Raw genomic sequence first — 17,519 nt, forward strand, 5'->3', positions numbered from 1 at the left:
GTATAATTTTTTACTTTTCCACTGTTTTCATCTAACGTTACTTTAGGATTGGTAGTAGCAGCGGCAACAAATGGAATTTTATTGGCTTCAGCGACTGCTGAACCTGCAATACCGTTAGAACTTGTGGTAAAACCAGTTACAGCAATAACTTTGTCTTGTGAAATAACTTTTGTCATTGCATTAGAAGATTCAGAAGGTTCACCTTTGTTATCAGCAACTGCAATTTGAATCTGTTTGCCAAGTACGCCACCATTTGCATTAATTTCTTTGAATGCTAATTTTGCACCATTTGCAGCAGCTGTACCAAAAGAAGCGGTATTACCAGTTAATTCATACACAACACCAATTTTAATGTCTTTACTTGCACTGGTGCCACAACCAGCTACCAAACCTGTGACTAGCATACTACCAACGGCTAGAGCTACTAATTTGAGTTTCATCTTTTTTAACACTGTGAGTCCCCCTTNTGCCACAACCAGCTACCAAACCTGTGACTAGCATACTACCAACGGCTAGAGCTACTAATTTGAGTTTCATCTTTTTTAACACTGTGAGTCCCCCTTTATTAATATAATTCACTACTCCTCTGTAAAAAGGCAAATGGGGCTCATAAACGCCTTTGCGTTTATGAGCCCCATTGCTCACTTACATATGTTTCGTGATTTTTCCCTAAAAAAGACAAAAAAACTTACACGGGATATAGAATCCACTTGTAAGCAACATTGCTTTTATTTATTATCTTAAATCGAGTATAGCACACATTATCCACCATAGCAATACTTTTTTTAAATAGTCCTTTTAAAAAAAGTTTTGTTCTATTAATTCATTTAACTATTATAAATGTCCATCTACAAGGATCAAATATAAACTCCATTCCTAGTGGACCAATGAGGATAAGGGACAGGTTTACTGTCCCCCTCATCTCAATCAAGCTGGAAGTTCTTTAATGCAGCTTTTACAATTGCTTCAGGTGCTGTGGTAAACCCAACTACGTTTTCATCAATCGGCATACCAGCTTTTTGAATATAAGCATAATAAAGAGTATTACCTTCTTCAATCTTAGTTTCCAACTTACACTCATATCCCATATTTCCCATATGTTTTAAAACTTGTTCCGCGGCTACCATATCAGTAGAAAAGGGTAATACGGCCTCAGCAAAGTCTTCTCTTTCCTTAAGACCTAGAAACTGACTCTCTGGAACCCGGACGTACATACCACTTGATTTTTCAATATCAGCTGGCGTCCCTAACCACTTAACAGCAAGTTCAGCACTAAATTGCAATAAGTGTTTTAGCCAAATATAATCCATCACTTCTAGAGCCACTTTAATATCTAAATCCCGTCCTGGTTTCATTTTTATTATTTCATCCATATTCATATGCTTCCTCCTTATTTTAGCCCTAGCGCATCCTTTGCCAATCGATCAGCTTGTTCATTATATTGATCACCAGAATGAGCTTTTACTTTTACAAAACGAATATCTAGCTGCTGCGCGATCTGTTCATAATAAGCTTTATATTTTTTTGTACCTTCTTGCTTAGCTTCCCAAGCTTTGGTACACCATTTTTCAACACCTTCATAATCGTGATAAATCACGAGAGCATTGACTTTTTGCTCTACCGCATATTTCATGGCAATTTGGGCACCCATAATTTCTCCGGCGACATTCCGCATGCTCTTCAGACTCGGATCATCAGCTTTTTCGCTAAAATTCTTTTCCGTACCTTGCCATAAGACTACAACACCTGCTGAATACTCCTGAGTTGCCAGATTATAACTGCCATCAACATAGGCAAGCATGGTGTCCGGTGCCGGTGAACTGGTCTCAATAGTTGGCAATTGAGCAATGCTCGCGCCTCCTGCCAAATAGGCTCTTGCTTCTTCTTCAGTAGGAAAACTTTTATATTCAGCCCCTGAATATCCTTTAATTTGCTCTTGGCAAATAGGCCAACTATAAAATAGCCCTGACTTTCGTCCTTTTCGAACCGCATATACTTTTTTTTGTTTTTCTGACATAGGTCTCTCCTTACTCATAGCTCTTTGTCACATTATAAAGAAAACTTGGCTTGTGCCAAGTCCTCAGACGCAGGCAAAAGCCTTAGTCGTTCTTACTTGGAACCCTAGAAAGTGTTATACTTTCTGGTTACGTAAAATACACATATAACTTTATATTATCCTTTATTATTTACAAAAAGCAAGAAAAAGAAAAGACTGTTTTGATCATTTTATAAAAAAGATCAAAACAGCCTTCTTTAACATGTAAATGATTAATCCATACGCGGATAACACATGGGAGCAATGAGCTGATTAAATACATCGACATTGGCAACCCCTGGAGTCATTCCGTTGGTATTCCCATTCGGATGATAGTTAATGGTGACTCCAATGATTTTTGCCACACCGTTAGGTGTTGGAATACCTCTCAATGGATTAAAATCTAGTGGCGCAACATAGTAGCTCAATGTTCCCTCACCATTAACGACTAAGCGATTAGGATCAAAACCATCTCCTGTATAGGATGCTCCCAAAGGCCCTGCTGGCCACGGTCCCCTATCGGTTGCGAAGAATAAGGTATATACTCCAAAAATAACGAGACCTTGTGCACTTACCTGAACATGCCCTTCGTTTCCTTGACCACAAATTTCACCTTCAGCCGTTGCTTGAGCCCAAAAAGGCACAGAAATCATCGCTGGCCGATTGGCAGGCATAACCTCAAAATTCAAATTACAACAACCATCACAGTGAACATGCTTAGGCTTTCGATCCTCTTCCATATTCTCCCCTCCTTTAACTAAAATATAGTATGCAGAAAGGTCTCATAAGGTGTCTTAAAAAAATAATAACTATATTTACATATTTTTGCTATAATAAAAGTAGGATGATTGATAAAAATTACGATCACATTGAAATAGGAGGACAATTATGAGAAATTCTAATCCCGTATTTAATAATAATCTATTTACCAGGCCTCAAGGCTTATCAGGTAATCAAACCATGACTGTCAGTGGTACAATCACAAAAAGTTTCTACTCCTTATTTTTAGTTGTACTATCAGCCTTATCTACCTGGTTATATTTAATGGTGACTCACAATTTTCAAACAGTTGCCATATTCTCAGGAATGGGTACAATCGTTTCTTTTATTATTGGATTTATAGTGATCTTCAAGCCTCAGACAGGTCATATTACCGTTCCCTTATATTCCATTTTTCAAGGTTTTGCCTTAGGTGCCGTTACAACACTCTTATCCCAAGTCTATAGCGGTATTGCATTTCAAGCTGTAGCACTAACAATGGGCGTCGCTTTATCCATGCTAGTCAGTTATAAATTCGGCTTAATTCAAGCCACTGAAAAATTCCGTTCCATTCTTACAATTGCTACTGGTGGTATTTTTGTCGTATATATGGCAAGTATGCTACTTGGCTTCTTCGGCATACACTTGCCTTTTCTTCGCGGTGGCATGTTTGGCATTGTATTTAGCCTAGTTGTCATCGGCATAGCCGCCCTTAACCTAATTCTAGATTTTGATAATATCGAACGTGGTGCGAATTCAGGTGCTCCTGCCTATATGGAATGGATTGGCGCTTTTGGTCTTATGGTCACTCTCATTTGGCTTTATTGGGAGATTATTCGTTTAATCAGCATCCTACGCGGGGATGATGATTAATTAGAAAGTAGTATACATTCTAATTACGCAAACGAACTAGTCGCTATCACATATGATGTGGTAGCGACTAGTTCGTTTTTGATATGAAATTTTGACACAGTATTTTTAAAGATTTACTTACTCTTTTTATACTCAGCTACTTTACCAAAGGCATAAGCACTCGCTGCAATTGTTGCTGCAATATCCTCATCCGAATGAGCTGCAGAGATAAAACCAGCTTCAAACTGGGCAGGTGCCAAATATACGCCTTTTTCTAACATAGCATGGAAGAAAATATTAAACGCACCAATATCTGATTTTTTTGCGCTGTCATAATCATAAACTGGTTCATCACTAAAAAACATACCAAACATAGCCCCAAGCTGGTGGTATTGGAGCTCAAATCCAAATTTTTCAGCTTGAGCACGAATTCCATCGCATAACGCTGTTACTTTTTGTGCTAATTTTTCATATAAATCAGGAGTTTCCATTAGTAATTTCAAAGTAGTAATCCCTGCTGTCATAGCCAGAGGATTTCCACTTAAAGTGCCTGCTTGATAAACAGGTCCTGCTGGAGAAATCATCTCCATAATATCTCGCCGTCCACCATAAGCACCGACTGGTAGGCCACCACCGATAATTTTTCCCAAGCAAGTAAGGTCTGGTTTGATTCCATATATGGATTGTGCACCACCATAAGCAACACGGAAACCAGTCATGACTTCATCAAATACAAGCAAAGCTCCATATTGTTGAGTGACTTCACGAACCTTTGCTAAATATCCTTCTTTCGGCAGTACCATTCCCATATTTCCTGCTACAGGTTCAATAATCACAGCAGCGATATCTTCACCATATTCTTTAAAGATTTGTGTTAATCCCTCAATGTCATTATAAGCAACGGTAATCGTTCCACTAGCAATGGATTCAGGGACTCCAGGGCTATCTGGCACTCCTAATGTAGCTGCACCAGAACCAGCCTTAATGAGTAGGCTGTCATGATGTCCATGATAACAACCAGCAAACTTAACAATCTTGCTGCGTTTCGTATAAGCTCGCGCCAAACGCAACACACTCATGGTTGCTTCTGTCCCGGAATTAACCATCCTTACTAACTCCATCGAAGGGACAGCCTGATTGACCAATTTAGACAACTCTGTTTCCAAAGTTGTAGGTGCACCATAACTAGTCCCTCGGCCAATAGCTTCCGTCAGTGCCGCGATCACAGTCGGATGAGCATGACCCAAAATCATAGGTCCCCATGAACCAATATAATCAATATACTGGTTACCATCAATATCAAACAGGTAACTTCCTGAAGCACTCGCAATAAATGGAGGAGTACCACCTACACCCCGAAAGGAACGAACAGGACTATTGACTCCGCCGGGAATATATTGTTTGGCTTCATTGAAAGCTTGAGTTGATTTATCTAAATTTAATGTCATTGCTTTACCTCCTTCTTTGGCTTACTTCTCTTTTAACCACCGAGCCGCATCCATCGCATGATAAGTAATGATGATATCAGCCCCTGCCCGTTTCATGCTCAGCAAGGTCTCTAGAACCATCCTTTTTTCATCAATCCAACCATTGGCGGCGGCTGCTTTTACCATTGCGTATTCACCACTCACATTATAAGCAGCGACTGGATAATCAAATTGATCGCGAACGTCACGAATAATATCCAAATAAGCCAACGCAGGTTTGACCATAATAATATCTGCACCTTCAGCAATATCAAGTTCCACTTCACGCATGGCTTCCCGACGATTGGCAGGATCCATTTGATACGTAGATCGATCACCAAATTGTGGTGCACACTCAGCTGCATCACGGAAAGGTCCATAATAAGCCGAAGCATATTTTACCGCATAAGACATAATGGAGACATTTTTATAACCATTTTCATTTAATTTATTTCGAATGGCAAGTACCCGTCCATCCATCATATCGGATGGAGCTACCATATCTGCCCCAGCCTGAGCTTGACTAAGAGCTACTTTCGCCAATAATTCTAAGGTTGGATCATTATCTACATCATGACCGTCAAGCATACCACAATGACCATGACTGGTATATTCACATAAACATACATCGCCAATTACAACAATTTCAGGCAATGCGGCTTTAATCATTGTCATGGCTTTTTGTACTGGACTATTCATATCCCAGGCACTTGAACCTTCGGCATCCTTGTATTCAGGAAGCCCAAAAACAAGAACTGCTGGTATGCCTAACGCATAAGCATCTGCCGCTTCTTTAACTGCCATATCAGGCGATAAGTGAAATACACCTGGCATAGAAGAGATTTCATTACGTACATTATTTCCCGGGACAACGAATAATGGATAGACAAAATTACTAGCTTCAAGGTTTGTTTCTGAAACTAATTTTCTAACCCCAGCTGAAATTCTCAGACGACGCGGACGGATTAGGTTATTCATTTGCCTTCCCCCTCATACATTTCCACAATAGCTTGTACCATACCTTTGATAGTATATTCTTCTGAAATGACATCAGGAGTAATACCATGTGTAAGACAAGTACCAGCAGTAATAGGACCAATACAAGCAACTTTAGCAAGCTGTACTAACTCTGCACCCTGAGAACCTAATAAGTCTAATAAATTAGTTACCGTCGATGAACTTGTAAACGTGACTAAATCAATTTCTCCAGCCTTAAGTTTGTCAGCTAATACCTTTCCATCCGTATCTGCTGTTAAGGTTTGATATACTGGTACAACGTCAACTGTTGCACCCATTTCCCGCAATTTTTCTGGCAGAATGTCTCTAGCCACCAAAGCCCTTGGAATCAAAATAGACATACCAGATTCAATGCGCCCAGCCAATGCTTCAATAATACCTTCTGCTCTAAACTCCAAAGGTACAATATCAGCTAAAATTCCATAATTTTTTAGTTTTGTTGCTGTTTGTGCTCCAATGGCAGCAATACGAGCATTCCCGAGAACTCGGCTATCAAATTTCATTTCCTGCAAACGATCAAAGAAAGCTTCTACCCCATTTACACTGGTGAAAATCAGCCAGTTATATGTATTTAATTTATGAATTGCCTGATCAAGCTCCTCATAACTATCTGGTGGTACTAATTTGATAGCTGGTGCCTCAATACATTGCGCCCCTAATGACTCCAATTCAGAAGTCAGCGCACTCGCTTGCTCCCTTGCTCTCGTAACCAACGCTGTTTTTCCAAATAATAATCGCTGATCGAACCAAGCCAATTTCTCACGCAAGTTAACAACTTCGCCAACAATGAAAATAGCCGGCGGTTTAAATCCCTGCTCAACTACAGCTGCCGCAGCTTGTCCCACAGTTGTAACAAGGACACGCTGTTCAGGTTTTGTACCCCAACGAATGACTGCTGCTGGTGTATCAGCAGCGCGACCATGTTCAATGAGCTTAGCTGTAATATGAGGTAAATTTTCAACTCCCATTAAAAATACTAACGTATCGACAGCTGTCGCCAAGTGTGACCATTTAATGGTTGACTCAGGTTTAGTTGGATCTTCATGACCCGTCACTACTGCAAATGAAGTAGCAATCCCCCGATGAGTGACTGGAATCCCCGCATAAGCAGGTACTGAAATCGCTGAAGTAATCCCAGGAACAATTTCAAATGGAATGGCATTTTCTATTAAGAGTAGAGCTTCTTCGCCGCCCCGCCCAAAGACAAAAGGATCGCCGCCTTTAAGTCTTACAACGATTTTACCTTCTTTCGCTTTATCCACCAAGAGTTGATTAATATCTTCTTGCCTCATCGTGTGATCACTTGAAGCTTTCCCCACATAGATAAGCTCTACATCAGGGCGCGCCGTCGCAAGCAAGCGATCATCAGCTAGACGGTCATACACAATTGTATCTGCGATTTGTATATATTCAAGAGCACGTACACTGATGAGTTTATAATCACCCGGTCCTGCCCCTACTAGATAAACTATACCTTGTTTCATTATTTTCTCCTCCTATTGGGTTATATCAAGTAATTAAGTCTTCGTAACAAGAATCCTTGAGGATACTTTCCATTCCTATCCTTTACTGTAATTCTTGTAAAATTTCTCGTCCACCAGCATCAAGCATCTCTTGCGCAAGGACGCGTCCAAGTTTTATTCCTTCTGATGGCTGTCCACTCACAGTCTGGCGAAGTTGTCGTTTACCGTCAACGGATAAAATTGTCGCTTCGAGACTAAGTACATCCTTCTCAACGTAGGCATAAACACCAATGGGAATCTGACAACCACCCTCAACTTCAGCTAAATACGCACGTTCTGCCTCTGCAGCCCAACGTGTTTCTTGATGATTAAGAAATTCAAGTATAGCAAGTACTTCGTGATCATTAGCGCGCGCTTCAAGAGCCAAAGCTCCTTGTCCAACTGCAGGCAGACAAATTTCATTTGGTAAAACCTGAGTAATTAGCTCTTGCCAACCTAAACGTTTAAGCCCAGCTACAGCAAGTATAATCGCATCTAATTTTTCTGTATCCATTTTTTTAAGCCTTGTATCTAAATTACCTCTTAGATCGCTAATTTTAAGATCAGGCCGATACTTAAGGAGTTGAGCCTTACGCCGCAAACTCGACGTCCCCACTTTAGCACCTTGAGGAAGATTATCAATTGTGTGATACTGCGGGCTAATGAGGGCATCACCTGGATCCACTCGTTCTGTAATGACCGCTAATACTAAACCTTCAGGTAACTGTGTTGGCATATCTTTTAAGCTATGCACCGCGAGATCGATTTCCTCAGCTAACATAGCATTTTCAAGTTCTTTTGTGAATAGACCTTTTCCACCAATTTTAGCAAGTGGTACATCTAAGATTTTATCACCTGTAGTCATAATATGGCGCAAGCTAACTTCTAGATCAGGATATTGATTCCGAATACATTCAGCAATATAATTAGCTTGCCATAAAGCTAATTTACTGCTTCGCGTACCGATAATAAGTTTTTTTTTGTTCACGATGTCTGTCCTCTCCTATTGCATCAAGTTTAAATAAATCACGTATTGCATCAAGATAAAATTCTTCATCCTGGTTACAAGCAACCCTATTAATACAGACCATGGGATCACGTAACATTTTACGCATGATCATTTTTGACATATTTTCAATCGCTTTACGTTCGTCAGCGTTAATATCCGTTAATTTGGCCAAGGCTCTTTTAAACTCTCGTTGACGAATTTTTTCAGCTTTGTCAGTCATTCTCGCCATGATGGGGCGTAAGGACAAGTAACGAAACTTATTGAGAAGTTCTTCCAACTCTTTTTTTATAATTTTTTCAGCTAACTGAGCTTCTTTTTCTCGCAAACGAACATTAGATTCGACAACAGCTTCTAAATCATCAATATTATATAAGCTCGCCCCATTAATGGCTGCCACTTCAGGCTCGACATCTCTAGGTACGGCAATATCAATAATAATAATCGGACGTCCCTGACGTTTCGGCATAAGATGTGCAACATCCCAAGTTCTAATTACATAATGAGGTGCACCCGTTGAAGTAATAATGATATCAGCATCTACAGCGCTCTTCATAAAACTTTCAAATGGTACAGCGACGCCATGAAATTGCTCTGCCAACTCGACTGCCCGTTCATATCTACGATTGGAAACAAATACGGTTTTTACGCCATTTGCCACCAAATGTTTAGCAGTCAATTCTCCCATTTGCCCCGCTCCAAGAAGCAGTACATTAGATGTTGATAAATCTCCAAATACCTTTTTCGCCAATTCAACAGCTGCATAACTAACTGATACAGTACTGTGAGCGATCCGAGTTTCAGTACGAACTTTCTTACCAACAGCAATAGCCCGATTAAATAAGGTATTCAGCACTGTGCTTGTCGTACCCACATCACGGGCTAGAGAATATGCTTTTTTGACTTGACTTAGAATTTGTCCTTCACCAATAATTAGAGAATCAAGACTTGATGATACCCGGAATAAGTGGTTAATACAATCCTCTTCCAGATAAAAAAAGAAATCTCCAATATCAATGGGGCTTTGAGACATACGTTGCAAAAACTCCTGCATGACCTGTAAACCGTCTTCAGCATCATCAACAACTGCATACATTTCTGTACGATTACAGGTTGATACCAGTACACATTCACTAATTTCTTCATACTCATGAAGATGGTTCAGTGCCGTTTTGATTTGATCTTCAGAAAAAGTAAAACACTCTCGCACATCGACAGATGCGGTCTTATGATTCAGCCCCAAAACAACTAATTGCATTATTAATCTTAGCCTCCGCCTCTTTTATCTTTCCTTCTTTTAATAAATGAATTGCTTCTTGATCTATCGTCTGCCGCCAAAAGGCTTCTCGCTCTTTTGATGACTGGATTTTTTCTTTCATTTTGATCCGTGCTGTAGATACTAAATCAAGATATATACCATATTCTGGTCCATATTGTTTAGCTAATTCCCTTCCCAACTGTCTTGCAAGAGCTGGACTTTTACCACCAGTAGAAATTGTAATCAATAAATCACCACGAGTGATTTGCGAGGGAACATTAAAGTTTCCGAGCTCAGGTGCATCGACGATATTGACAAGAACACCATTTTTATTAGCTTCCTCTGCCACCAGTTTATTGATCACTCCATTATCTGTCGCACAAATGACAATAAAAAAACCGGCTATGTCACCTTTTACATAGTTGCGGTCAACATGACTCACTTTTTTTTCCTGAATTAATCCTGCTAAACCTTCGGTAACTCGAGGACTGAGTATAGTAACACATGCTCCTGCAGCTAAAAGAGCAAGAACTTTACGCTCAGCAACATTGCCACCACCTACAACAATACAAGGTCGATTATCAATTTGTAGATTCACTGGATAGAGGGACACATTTTCCACATCCTTTATATATTAGCATATTTCGCACTACAAATGTAATATTCCTCTTTTATCTGATTATTTTCTTGTCACCAAAATAAGCCTCTAAAATTTTTCGTACTACAGGTGCTGCGGATACGGAACCATCACCGCCTTCCTCAACGAGTACAGATACCACAACTTCAGGATTTTCAGCTGGAGCATAACAAGAAAACCAAGAATGAACAGTTCCCGTCCCTGTTTCGGCTGATCCTGTCTTACCAGCTACCGTAGGGCTAAATCCTTTAAATATTGACGAGGCCGTACCTTCAGTCGTCACAGATACTAAACCTGTTTTAATAATCTTCCATGTTTCATCACTTAAATAAATCTTCCGAAGGATTTCTGGATTATACTTTTCAAGAATATTTCCTTCTGTTGTCAATACTTTATCAACTAACATCGGACGATATACAACCCCATTATTGGCCACTGCCATAAGTAACATTGCTTGTTGCAGAGGAGTCACCAGATAATACCCTTGCCCAATGGCAGCAATAATGGTTTCACCAGGATACCATTCCTCACCGTATGTTATTTTTTTCCAATCTTCAGTAGGTACAACACCTTTCTCCTCTCCCTGTAACTTAATTCCTGTCTGTTGCCCAAATCCGAAAGTCAATCCATAGCTCGCGAGTTGATCTACGCCAATACGGCGACCTAATTCATAAAAAACGGGATCACTTGACCAACAGATGGCATCCACAACCGTAAGTTTTCCTAAACCTTTGGGCTCCCATCCATAAAATTTCCAGCCATCCAATAAATAAAATCCTTTATCATCAAAGACTTCTGTCCCAGTCACATATCCTAAATCCAAAGCAGCGGCAGTTGTAACAATTTTAAATACTGACCCTGGCGGATAGGTACTTTGAATGCTTTTGTTCGTAAGAGGATTTGCAGAATCATTGATGAGCTTATTCCAATTAAGACTGCTAATACCACTGGCAAAGACGTTGGGATCAAATCTTGGATGACTAGCCATGACTAATACGGCACCTGTATGAACATCAAGTACAATGGCACTTCCGCCTTTAGCTGGTTCCCCTATCTTTTGGCTCTCAATCATTTGATTGGCCAGAGCCTCTTCTGCTGTCTTTTGCAAATTAGCATCGAGGGTTACTACTAGCCCGTTACCAGCCTTAGCTGGCTTATCGCCCATCATTTGTACTTCTTCTCCTTCTGCATTCACTTCTACCTGTAATCCACCATCAACGCCACGTAGTACATCTTCCCATTCCCGTTCTAAACCATCCTTACCAATAAAGTCATTAGGATTATATCCTTGGCTTTTTCTTTTGGCATATTCTTCTTCATTAATACTACCAACAAAACCAATGACCTGAGATGCAAGTTCCTTATATACATAAGATCTGACTGGTATCGCTTCAACCACCACACCCGGTAAATAATATTTATGTTCTTTAATTTTAGCAATGGCCATAGGGTCAGCATCTCGTTTCAGACGTATGGGAGTATAAATAAACTCTTCACCATCTTTTAACATTTTTTCAATTTCTTCAGGCTTAACTTGAATAATATTAGCTAAAATAGGAGTAGCATTATAAGCATTACTATATTCTGACGGTATGATGGAAATTGCAAAGCTAGGTTTATTACTAACCAGTAGCGCCCCGTTGCGATCATAGATATTCCCCCGTGGTGCTTGTGCTGTAATCTGACGAATTCTATTTTCCTCTGCTATTTTTTTATACTGTGGCCCATTCACTAACTGCATCCATCCGAGACGCACGATTAATAACATCATAATTCCCATAATAATGCCCGCTATAATATTGATTCTGTGCATTTTTTCTATGATCCACATAAAATATTACTCCTTTTATATCACCACATTCTTTGAGATACCGTAATTAGTATCTCAAAAATAGATAAAAAAAATAGCCCAGATGGGCTATTTACGAAAATTGTTATTTACCTGTATAATCTTTACCGATGACAACAACTGCATCAGAGCTCTTTCCTTCATCATTCGTTACCTGTAAAGAATATTTAAAGGGTAAACCGGTTAATTTATTAACAACTCCACTATCAGTGGTATTAGAAATGACCACGGTATTCTTATATGCATTACTTACAGTATTCACACCTGTCACTTCAATCCCTTGTCCACGCAAGATACCAGCAATTTTATCGCCTGCATCAGCTACACCACTGGCATTTACAATTTCTACACGGACTTTACCAGAAGTAGAACTTTTTGCTCCAGCTTTAGTTGAGTCAGTGGTTTTATCTGGAGTCACGGACTTATCCGTTGTCTTTGATTTATCTGGGACAGCTGCGGCTTTGGGCTGTTGTATTGGTTTTGGTTTTTCAATTATTTTCATTTCTTTAGGAATGGAAGTTTCATATTCAACGACTTCTCGCTGGGTTGTTGATACATATTTTTCTTCCATCGTAACGCCCAATGTTTGAGCGACATGTTTCCGTAATGCCAACAAGTCAGGCAACCAATAACTTATCTCATCAATATAAGCTGGTTTTCCTGGCACCATATCCGTTCTCAAGCCGTTTTTAGAAGCATCATTCAATATTTTCGCTAAGCTAAGCATTTCACTTGTAGACATATCACTTTTCACAACATTGCTAACTTCTTTAATAATGCTAGGTATTTTAGTCAGTACTGAAGGACTGGCAACTTCGTTTAGAACAGCTTTTAAAAATTTCTGTTGACGTTCAACTCGTCCGATATCTCCCTCTTCATCACGATAACGTACATATTGAATTGCCGTACGGCCATTCATATGTTGTACACCAGGTCTTAAATCAATGACTAGTCCACCATCATCATCATAAGGATCAGTATAATACATGCGTTTTTCAACATCAATTGTAACGCCGCCCATTGCGTCAATTATTTTTTTAAATCCTGCAATATCAATCATAATATGATGATCGATTTTAATGCCCAGTAATCCCTCTACTGCTTGCTGGGTTAATTTATACCCACCAAAAGCATAAGCATGATTGATTTTATCCCAGCCCTTTCCTGGAATTTTGACTCTGGTATCGCGAGGTATAGACAGCATAGCCACTTCTTTAGTATTGGTATCAACAGTCATCACAAATAAAGTATCTGAACGCCCTACATCATCAGCACGTTCATCCACACCCATGACCATAATATTGATCTTATTTTGAGGGGATACGATACTTGCTTCTTCTTTCTTTTTCTCGGATAATCCACCACTAAACCAATAATAGGACGCACTAGCTACTGCGAGCACCGCCAATAAAATACCTACGATAGCAAAAGAACGCTTTGCTATTCCATTTTTACGTTCAACTGTGTGTTTTTCCAGTCGTGCCATAAAGCCATCTCCCCTCTATTACCGCCAGACCTATTAACATCTCTTAGTAGTAAAATGCAATACTAAGAATCAGAAAATTGATATGCTTCTGCATTCTGAAAAAATCAATAAACAAGCCCCCGACTTGGGAGGCTTGTTTAAAAGTATAACAAAGTATGACACAATCAGTCAAGAATTTTATCGTTTATTCCACAATACACCAATAAAAGAGGAGGGATTATTTATACGACAGTATAGCCTTCTTCATCTACTACAGTTTTAATATCTTGCAATGTAGTTTTAGTTCCATCAAATTCCACAACAAGTGTCCTAGCTGCTAAATCTACATCTGCTAATTCTACTCCAGTTAACGCGCGTACTGCCTTTTCTACAGCTGCTTTGCAATGTCCGCAACTCATTCCCTCAACAATAATTTGATGTCTTTCAAGATTATTTCCCATATATAACACCCCCAACTTATAGTACAAGTAGTATTCTAGAAATATGAAAAAATACCTGCTTAAAAAGGCTATTTGCTCATCTTCAATTGCTACCAGTGATAAAGATGTTCAAATAGCCTTTTAAATTACTTTAGAATATTTTTTATATCTCTTATTTTATTGTTGCTTAGGAAATTTTTGGTTAATAAGTGGCCAAATTTCAGGTTGTTCCTGCCCCAAACGCCATAATGCAATTCCAGCAGGATTATATTTGGCTATAATATCCAATTTGGCTGCTGTACTTTTGTCATTTTCAAACCATACTTCATGATTATTATAGCTAAAATGAGGTGATTGAGCTTTTTCATCATACATAATTTTAGCGCCATTCTGTTCCGCTCGAACAATAGCATCAACATAAGTTATCGTTTCTCCATCTTTTCCTTTCACCCAATCATAACCATAAGCTCCTACACCAATGATGACTTTATGGGGACCACCACACTTCTCAATTGCATACTTTATATTTTTTTCATACCAATCAATGGGTGCGATAGGACCTGGTTTAGGAGATGTAGACCAGTGATAATCATAGGTCATAATTTGTAAAAAATCAGTATTTTTAGCTATTTCCGGATAATTATAAGCTCCAGAAACATCTTCAGCTACATCAACTTGGGGGAATACGGAGATAATAAGGGTTTTATTCATAGCCTTTATTTTAGGATATAATTCTGCCATAAATGCAGTTAAATTATCCCGTTCTTTAGGAGGAAGTAATTCAAAATCAATATTAACACCATCATACTGCTTTTCTTTAACTAATTTCACAATATTATCAATGACCTTACTACGGATCCCAGCATCGCCTAATACCGCATCAGTTGAGCCTGTCTTATTGGTAATGAGAGGATACATCTTTAACCCTAGACTTTTTGTGGCATCATATACAATTTGACTGTCTTTGGCCTCTAAACTACCATCCTTAGTCGCTTTGTACCAAAAAGGTCCGACCCCTGTCATACTTGCAGCAAAAGCTTTCATACTAGGAAAAGAACCTGTCCGATCAGGTGTACCTGGCCAAGGATTTTCATAATAACCAAGAATTAAGCGTGGTGGCATAACGACTTTTCCTGGTGCGCCTGGTGCAGGATTTTCTTCAGAACCTAACATACCTGGTAAAGGTTTAGGCGCCGGTTTATTCGCACAACCACCTAGCAATCCTATTATCGTTATCACAAACATAAGTAGAATTGTATTTATTACGAATTTTACATAAGGCATCATCGTCACCCTTCCTTAAATATTCAAATCTAAATAATCATCAACAATCTCTTACAGTACATATAGTATTAGCCATGATTTTTTTATTATGCAACATATAATATCTAGAAAGGGCATTTACTCAACAAAATTCAGAATATTGCGTATCAGTTAGTGTTTTAGCCATAATAGGTCTCCATAGCTCTATAGTGACTTTTTTAGCCTTAAAGCATATTCATGTTTTTGCAAGTCTAGTGTTATAATGTGTGCAAGAAACTTTGATTTTAGCCTAAAGGGAGCGTGTTTAACAATTGAAAGATGACAAAAATCTACGACCCATGCCTCCACTCAATGGTCCTGCTGTCAAAATACTTGAAGATGCTCTTGGCAAATCCCCAAATAAGATCATTCGTATCGAAATCAACGATACAATCTATGAATTATCTCGCGCAGGTCGTTGGTTTAAGTTTTCCTTGCTAACAAAAAAGAATACAGTAAAACGTTCGACGATCTTTCAAACAATCACAGAGATCTATAACCAGTCAATTCATGGACAGGCGTGGCGAATCGCTGCCATTATTTAAAGAAATAAGCCCTCTTGCATAAAGAGGGCTTTTTAACGCAATCAGAAAGTATAATACTTTCTAGGGTTCCGAGTAAGAACGACTAAGGCTTATGCTATTTTATATCTGTTAAATCAGATTTCATATATGACAATCGCTAGGAATAACTATTTTTTTACATACTAGCAGAAAATCATATAACACTTGTGCAGTCAAACCCCAAATAACGTATTGTTTATATTGATAAAATAATACTCTATAATTCTTACGACTTTTCCATTTTTCTGAGTATCCTGGTAACAAATGAAAGGGAAAATCTGAAAGAGGTCTAGTGCATCTTTCCATATGACCCACAATTGGCTCATTGGCTAATAAAAATGCTAACGGTACCGAAAATACTTCAGCCACTTCATCTGGGCTTGCTTTAATATCTTGTACATCAGAGATGTAACCTACAGAGGGATATAATCGTACACCAATAGGACTCACTATTTCATGTAATGACCCTAAAACCTGTATCTGGTCAATTTTCAAATCAAGTTCTTCGCTAGTTTCTCTCACGGCAGCATCCACCGAATTCTTGTCAGTCGCTTCAATACGCCCGCCTGGAAAACAGATTTCTCCCGGTTGCCATGACAGATGAGACGAACGCACCTCGAATAATACAGATAACTGATTATTGTCCCAAATGAGTGGTATCAATACTGCCGCATTGAAGTAGTCATTATCACTATCCTTCTTGGCTAAATCCATTTTTAAAACTGTTGATAGTTTCCCACACAGCTCGTTTACTTCCATCGTCTTCGCCCCAGTCTTATCTAATTTAAATTAGCTTTCCATTTAATTCTTCAGTAACTTAGAGAACAATTCTTCTAATACAGTCTATTTATCATATTCTTTACTATTCAACCATACATTTAAAAATCCCTTTGCTAGCCTAATAAATTACAACCATTCCTCTTCTATATAGTATGCACTAAAAAAATTGCATTCCTATTAAACAAAAAATAAAAAGCAACTACTTATCCTCCCAGGCCGTTTCCAGCCAAGTACTTTCAGCGTATGGGCTTAACTGAAGCAGCGCACCAAATTTTTGCGAAAAAAATTGAGTAAGTCGCTTCGTTAGCATCGAAATGCTAACATCATTTAAACTTTACCCCATCTGCGTCGTTATTCCTGCGCGCGCTCACTTCGCGTACTCCAGTACTGCTCAGTTCACGTGCTCGTCATGCCTAGCATCTGGAGCATCCTCACCAATCTCAGGAATGAAGATAAGAAAAGCAAAAAGCACTCATTTGCATGAGTGCTTTTACTAACCAGCAACTACTTATCCTCCCAGGCCGTTTCCAGCCAAGTACTTTCAGCGTATATGGGCTTAACTACTGTGTTCGGTATGGGAACAGGTGG

Annotated in this window: 17 protein-coding genes and 1 rRNA gene; 2 read left to right on the plus strand and 16 right to left on the minus strand. The window is 39.1% G+C overall.

Annotation, left to right across the window (positions count from 1 at the left end):
- From ACAN52_RS21330 to ACAN52_RS21345, 4 genes are all read right to left on the minus strand, one after another.
- Nucleotides 1-440 (minus strand): ABC transporter substrate-binding protein (locus tag ACAN52_RS21330; RefSeq protein WP_378957145.1); only part of this gene is annotated, 440 nt, incomplete at its 3' end.
- Nucleotides 441-923: 483 nt separating this feature from the next.
- Nucleotides 924-1,379: a hypothetical protein gene (locus tag ACAN52_RS21335; RefSeq protein ID WP_378957126.1), complete on the minus strand. Its 456-nt coding sequence runs from the start codon at nt 1,377-1,379 to the stop codon at nt 924-926.
- Between the two features lie 11 nt (nt 1,380-1,390).
- Nucleotides 1,391-2,017, minus strand: a complete 627-nt coding sequence (locus ACAN52_RS21340; protein WP_378957127.1) for a viroplasmin family protein — start codon at nt 2,015-2,017, stop codon at nt 1,391-1,393.
- A 251-nt stretch (nt 2,018-2,268) separates the two neighbouring features.
- A complete protein-coding gene (locus ACAN52_RS21345) occupies nt 2,269-2,775 on the minus strand; it encodes a hypothetical protein (protein ID WP_378957128.1) in 507 nt (168 codons plus the stop codon).
- Between the two features lie 148 nt (nt 2,776-2,923).
- Between ACAN52_RS21345 and ACAN52_RS21350 the strand changes: the two genes are divergently transcribed.
- Complete coding sequence (locus ACAN52_RS21350; protein ID WP_378957129.1) at nt 2,924-3,667, plus strand: Bax inhibitor-1/YccA family protein; 744 nt, start codon at nt 2,924-2,926, stop codon at nt 3,665-3,667.
- A 113-nt stretch (nt 3,668-3,780) separates the two neighbouring features.
- On the opposite strand, the gene hemL is transcribed toward ACAN52_RS21350, so the two are convergent.
- The 10 genes from hemL to ACAN52_RS21400 all read right to left on the minus strand — a co-directional run bounded on the left by hemL (nt 3,781) and on the right by ACAN52_RS21400 (nt 15,573).
- The gene (hemL, locus tag ACAN52_RS21355; RefSeq protein WP_378957130.1) at nt 3,781-5,094 is read right to left on the minus strand and encodes a glutamate-1-semialdehyde 2,1-aminomutase; all 1,314 of its coding nucleotides are present in this window, start codon (nt 5,092-5,094) and stop codon (nt 3,781-3,783) included.
- 21 nt (nt 5,095-5,115) lie between these two features.
- Nucleotides 5,116-6,090: a porphobilinogen synthase gene (gene hemB / locus ACAN52_RS21360; protein ID WP_378957131.1), complete on the minus strand. Its 975-nt coding sequence runs from the start codon at nt 6,088-6,090 to the stop codon at nt 5,116-5,118.
- Nucleotides 6,087-7,613, minus strand: coding sequence for a uroporphyrinogen-III C-methyltransferase (gene cobA / locus ACAN52_RS21365; RefSeq protein ID WP_378957132.1), 1,527 nt, complete (start codon nt 7,611-7,613; stop codon nt 6,087-6,089). The genes hemB and cobA overlap by 4 nt, the downstream gene beginning before the upstream one ends.
- Before the next feature lie 82 nt (nt 7,614-7,695).
- Nucleotides 7,696-8,619 carry a hydroxymethylbilane synthase gene (hemC, locus tag ACAN52_RS21370; RefSeq protein ID WP_378957133.1) on the minus strand — a complete coding sequence of 308 codons (924 nt, stop codon included), beginning with the start codon at nt 8,617-8,619 and terminating at the stop codon, nt 7,696-7,698.
- Complete coding sequence (hemA, locus tag ACAN52_RS21375) at nt 8,579-9,895, minus strand: glutamyl-tRNA reductase (RefSeq protein ID WP_378957134.1); 1,317 nt, start codon at nt 9,893-9,895, stop codon at nt 8,579-8,581. Before hemA ends, hemC begins: the two co-directional genes overlap by 41 nt.
- Complete coding sequence (locus tag ACAN52_RS21380; RefSeq protein ID WP_378957136.1) at nt 9,864-10,508, minus strand: bifunctional precorrin-2 dehydrogenase/sirohydrochlorin ferrochelatase; 645 nt, start codon at nt 10,506-10,508, stop codon at nt 9,864-9,866. The genes hemA and ACAN52_RS21380 overlap by 32 nt, the downstream gene beginning before the upstream one ends.
- A gap of 58 nt (nt 10,509-10,566) precedes the next feature.
- Entirely contained in the window at nt 10,567-12,363 is a 1,797-nt protein-coding gene (mrdA, locus tag ACAN52_RS21385; protein WP_378957138.1) for a penicillin-binding protein 2, read from the minus strand.
- Between the two features lie 103 nt (nt 12,364-12,466).
- Complete coding sequence (locus ACAN52_RS21390) at nt 12,467-13,867, minus strand: LCP family protein (protein ID WP_378957139.1); 1,401 nt, start codon at nt 13,865-13,867, stop codon at nt 12,467-12,469.
- Nucleotides 13,868-14,088: 221 nt separating this feature from the next.
- Nucleotides 14,089-14,307, minus strand: coding sequence for a cation transporter (locus ACAN52_RS21395; RefSeq protein ID WP_378957140.1), 219 nt, complete (start codon nt 14,305-14,307; stop codon nt 14,089-14,091).
- Between the two features lie 156 nt (nt 14,308-14,463).
- Nucleotides 14,464-15,573 carry a glycosyl hydrolase family 18 protein gene (locus tag ACAN52_RS21400; protein ID WP_378957141.1) on the minus strand — a complete coding sequence of 370 codons (1,110 nt, stop codon included), beginning with the start codon at nt 15,571-15,573 and terminating at the stop codon, nt 14,464-14,466.
- Nucleotides 15,574-15,860: 287 nt separating this feature from the next.
- Between ACAN52_RS21400 and ACAN52_RS21405 the strand changes: the two genes are divergently transcribed.
- Nucleotides 15,861-16,133: a hypothetical protein gene (locus tag ACAN52_RS21405; RefSeq protein WP_378957142.1), complete on the plus strand. Its 273-nt coding sequence runs from the start codon at nt 15,861-15,863 to the stop codon at nt 16,131-16,133.
- 120 nt (nt 16,134-16,253) lie between these two features.
- Here ACAN52_RS21405 and ACAN52_RS21410 read toward each other — a convergent pair whose 3' ends face one another.
- Both ACAN52_RS21410 and rrf read right to left on the minus strand, forming a co-directional pair.
- Complete coding sequence (locus ACAN52_RS21410; RefSeq protein WP_378957144.1) at nt 16,254-16,910, minus strand: NUDIX hydrolase; 657 nt, start codon at nt 16,908-16,910, stop codon at nt 16,254-16,256.
- A gap of 516 nt (nt 16,911-17,426) precedes the next feature.
- A 5S ribosomal RNA gene (gene rrf, locus ACAN52_RS21415) occupies nt 17,427-17,519 on the minus strand; the annotation flags it as partial.

Source organism: Pelosinus sp. sgz500959 (assembly GCF_042610375.1).
Lineage (GTDB): Bacteria > Bacillota > Negativicutes > DSM-13327 > DSM-13327 > CTSoil-075.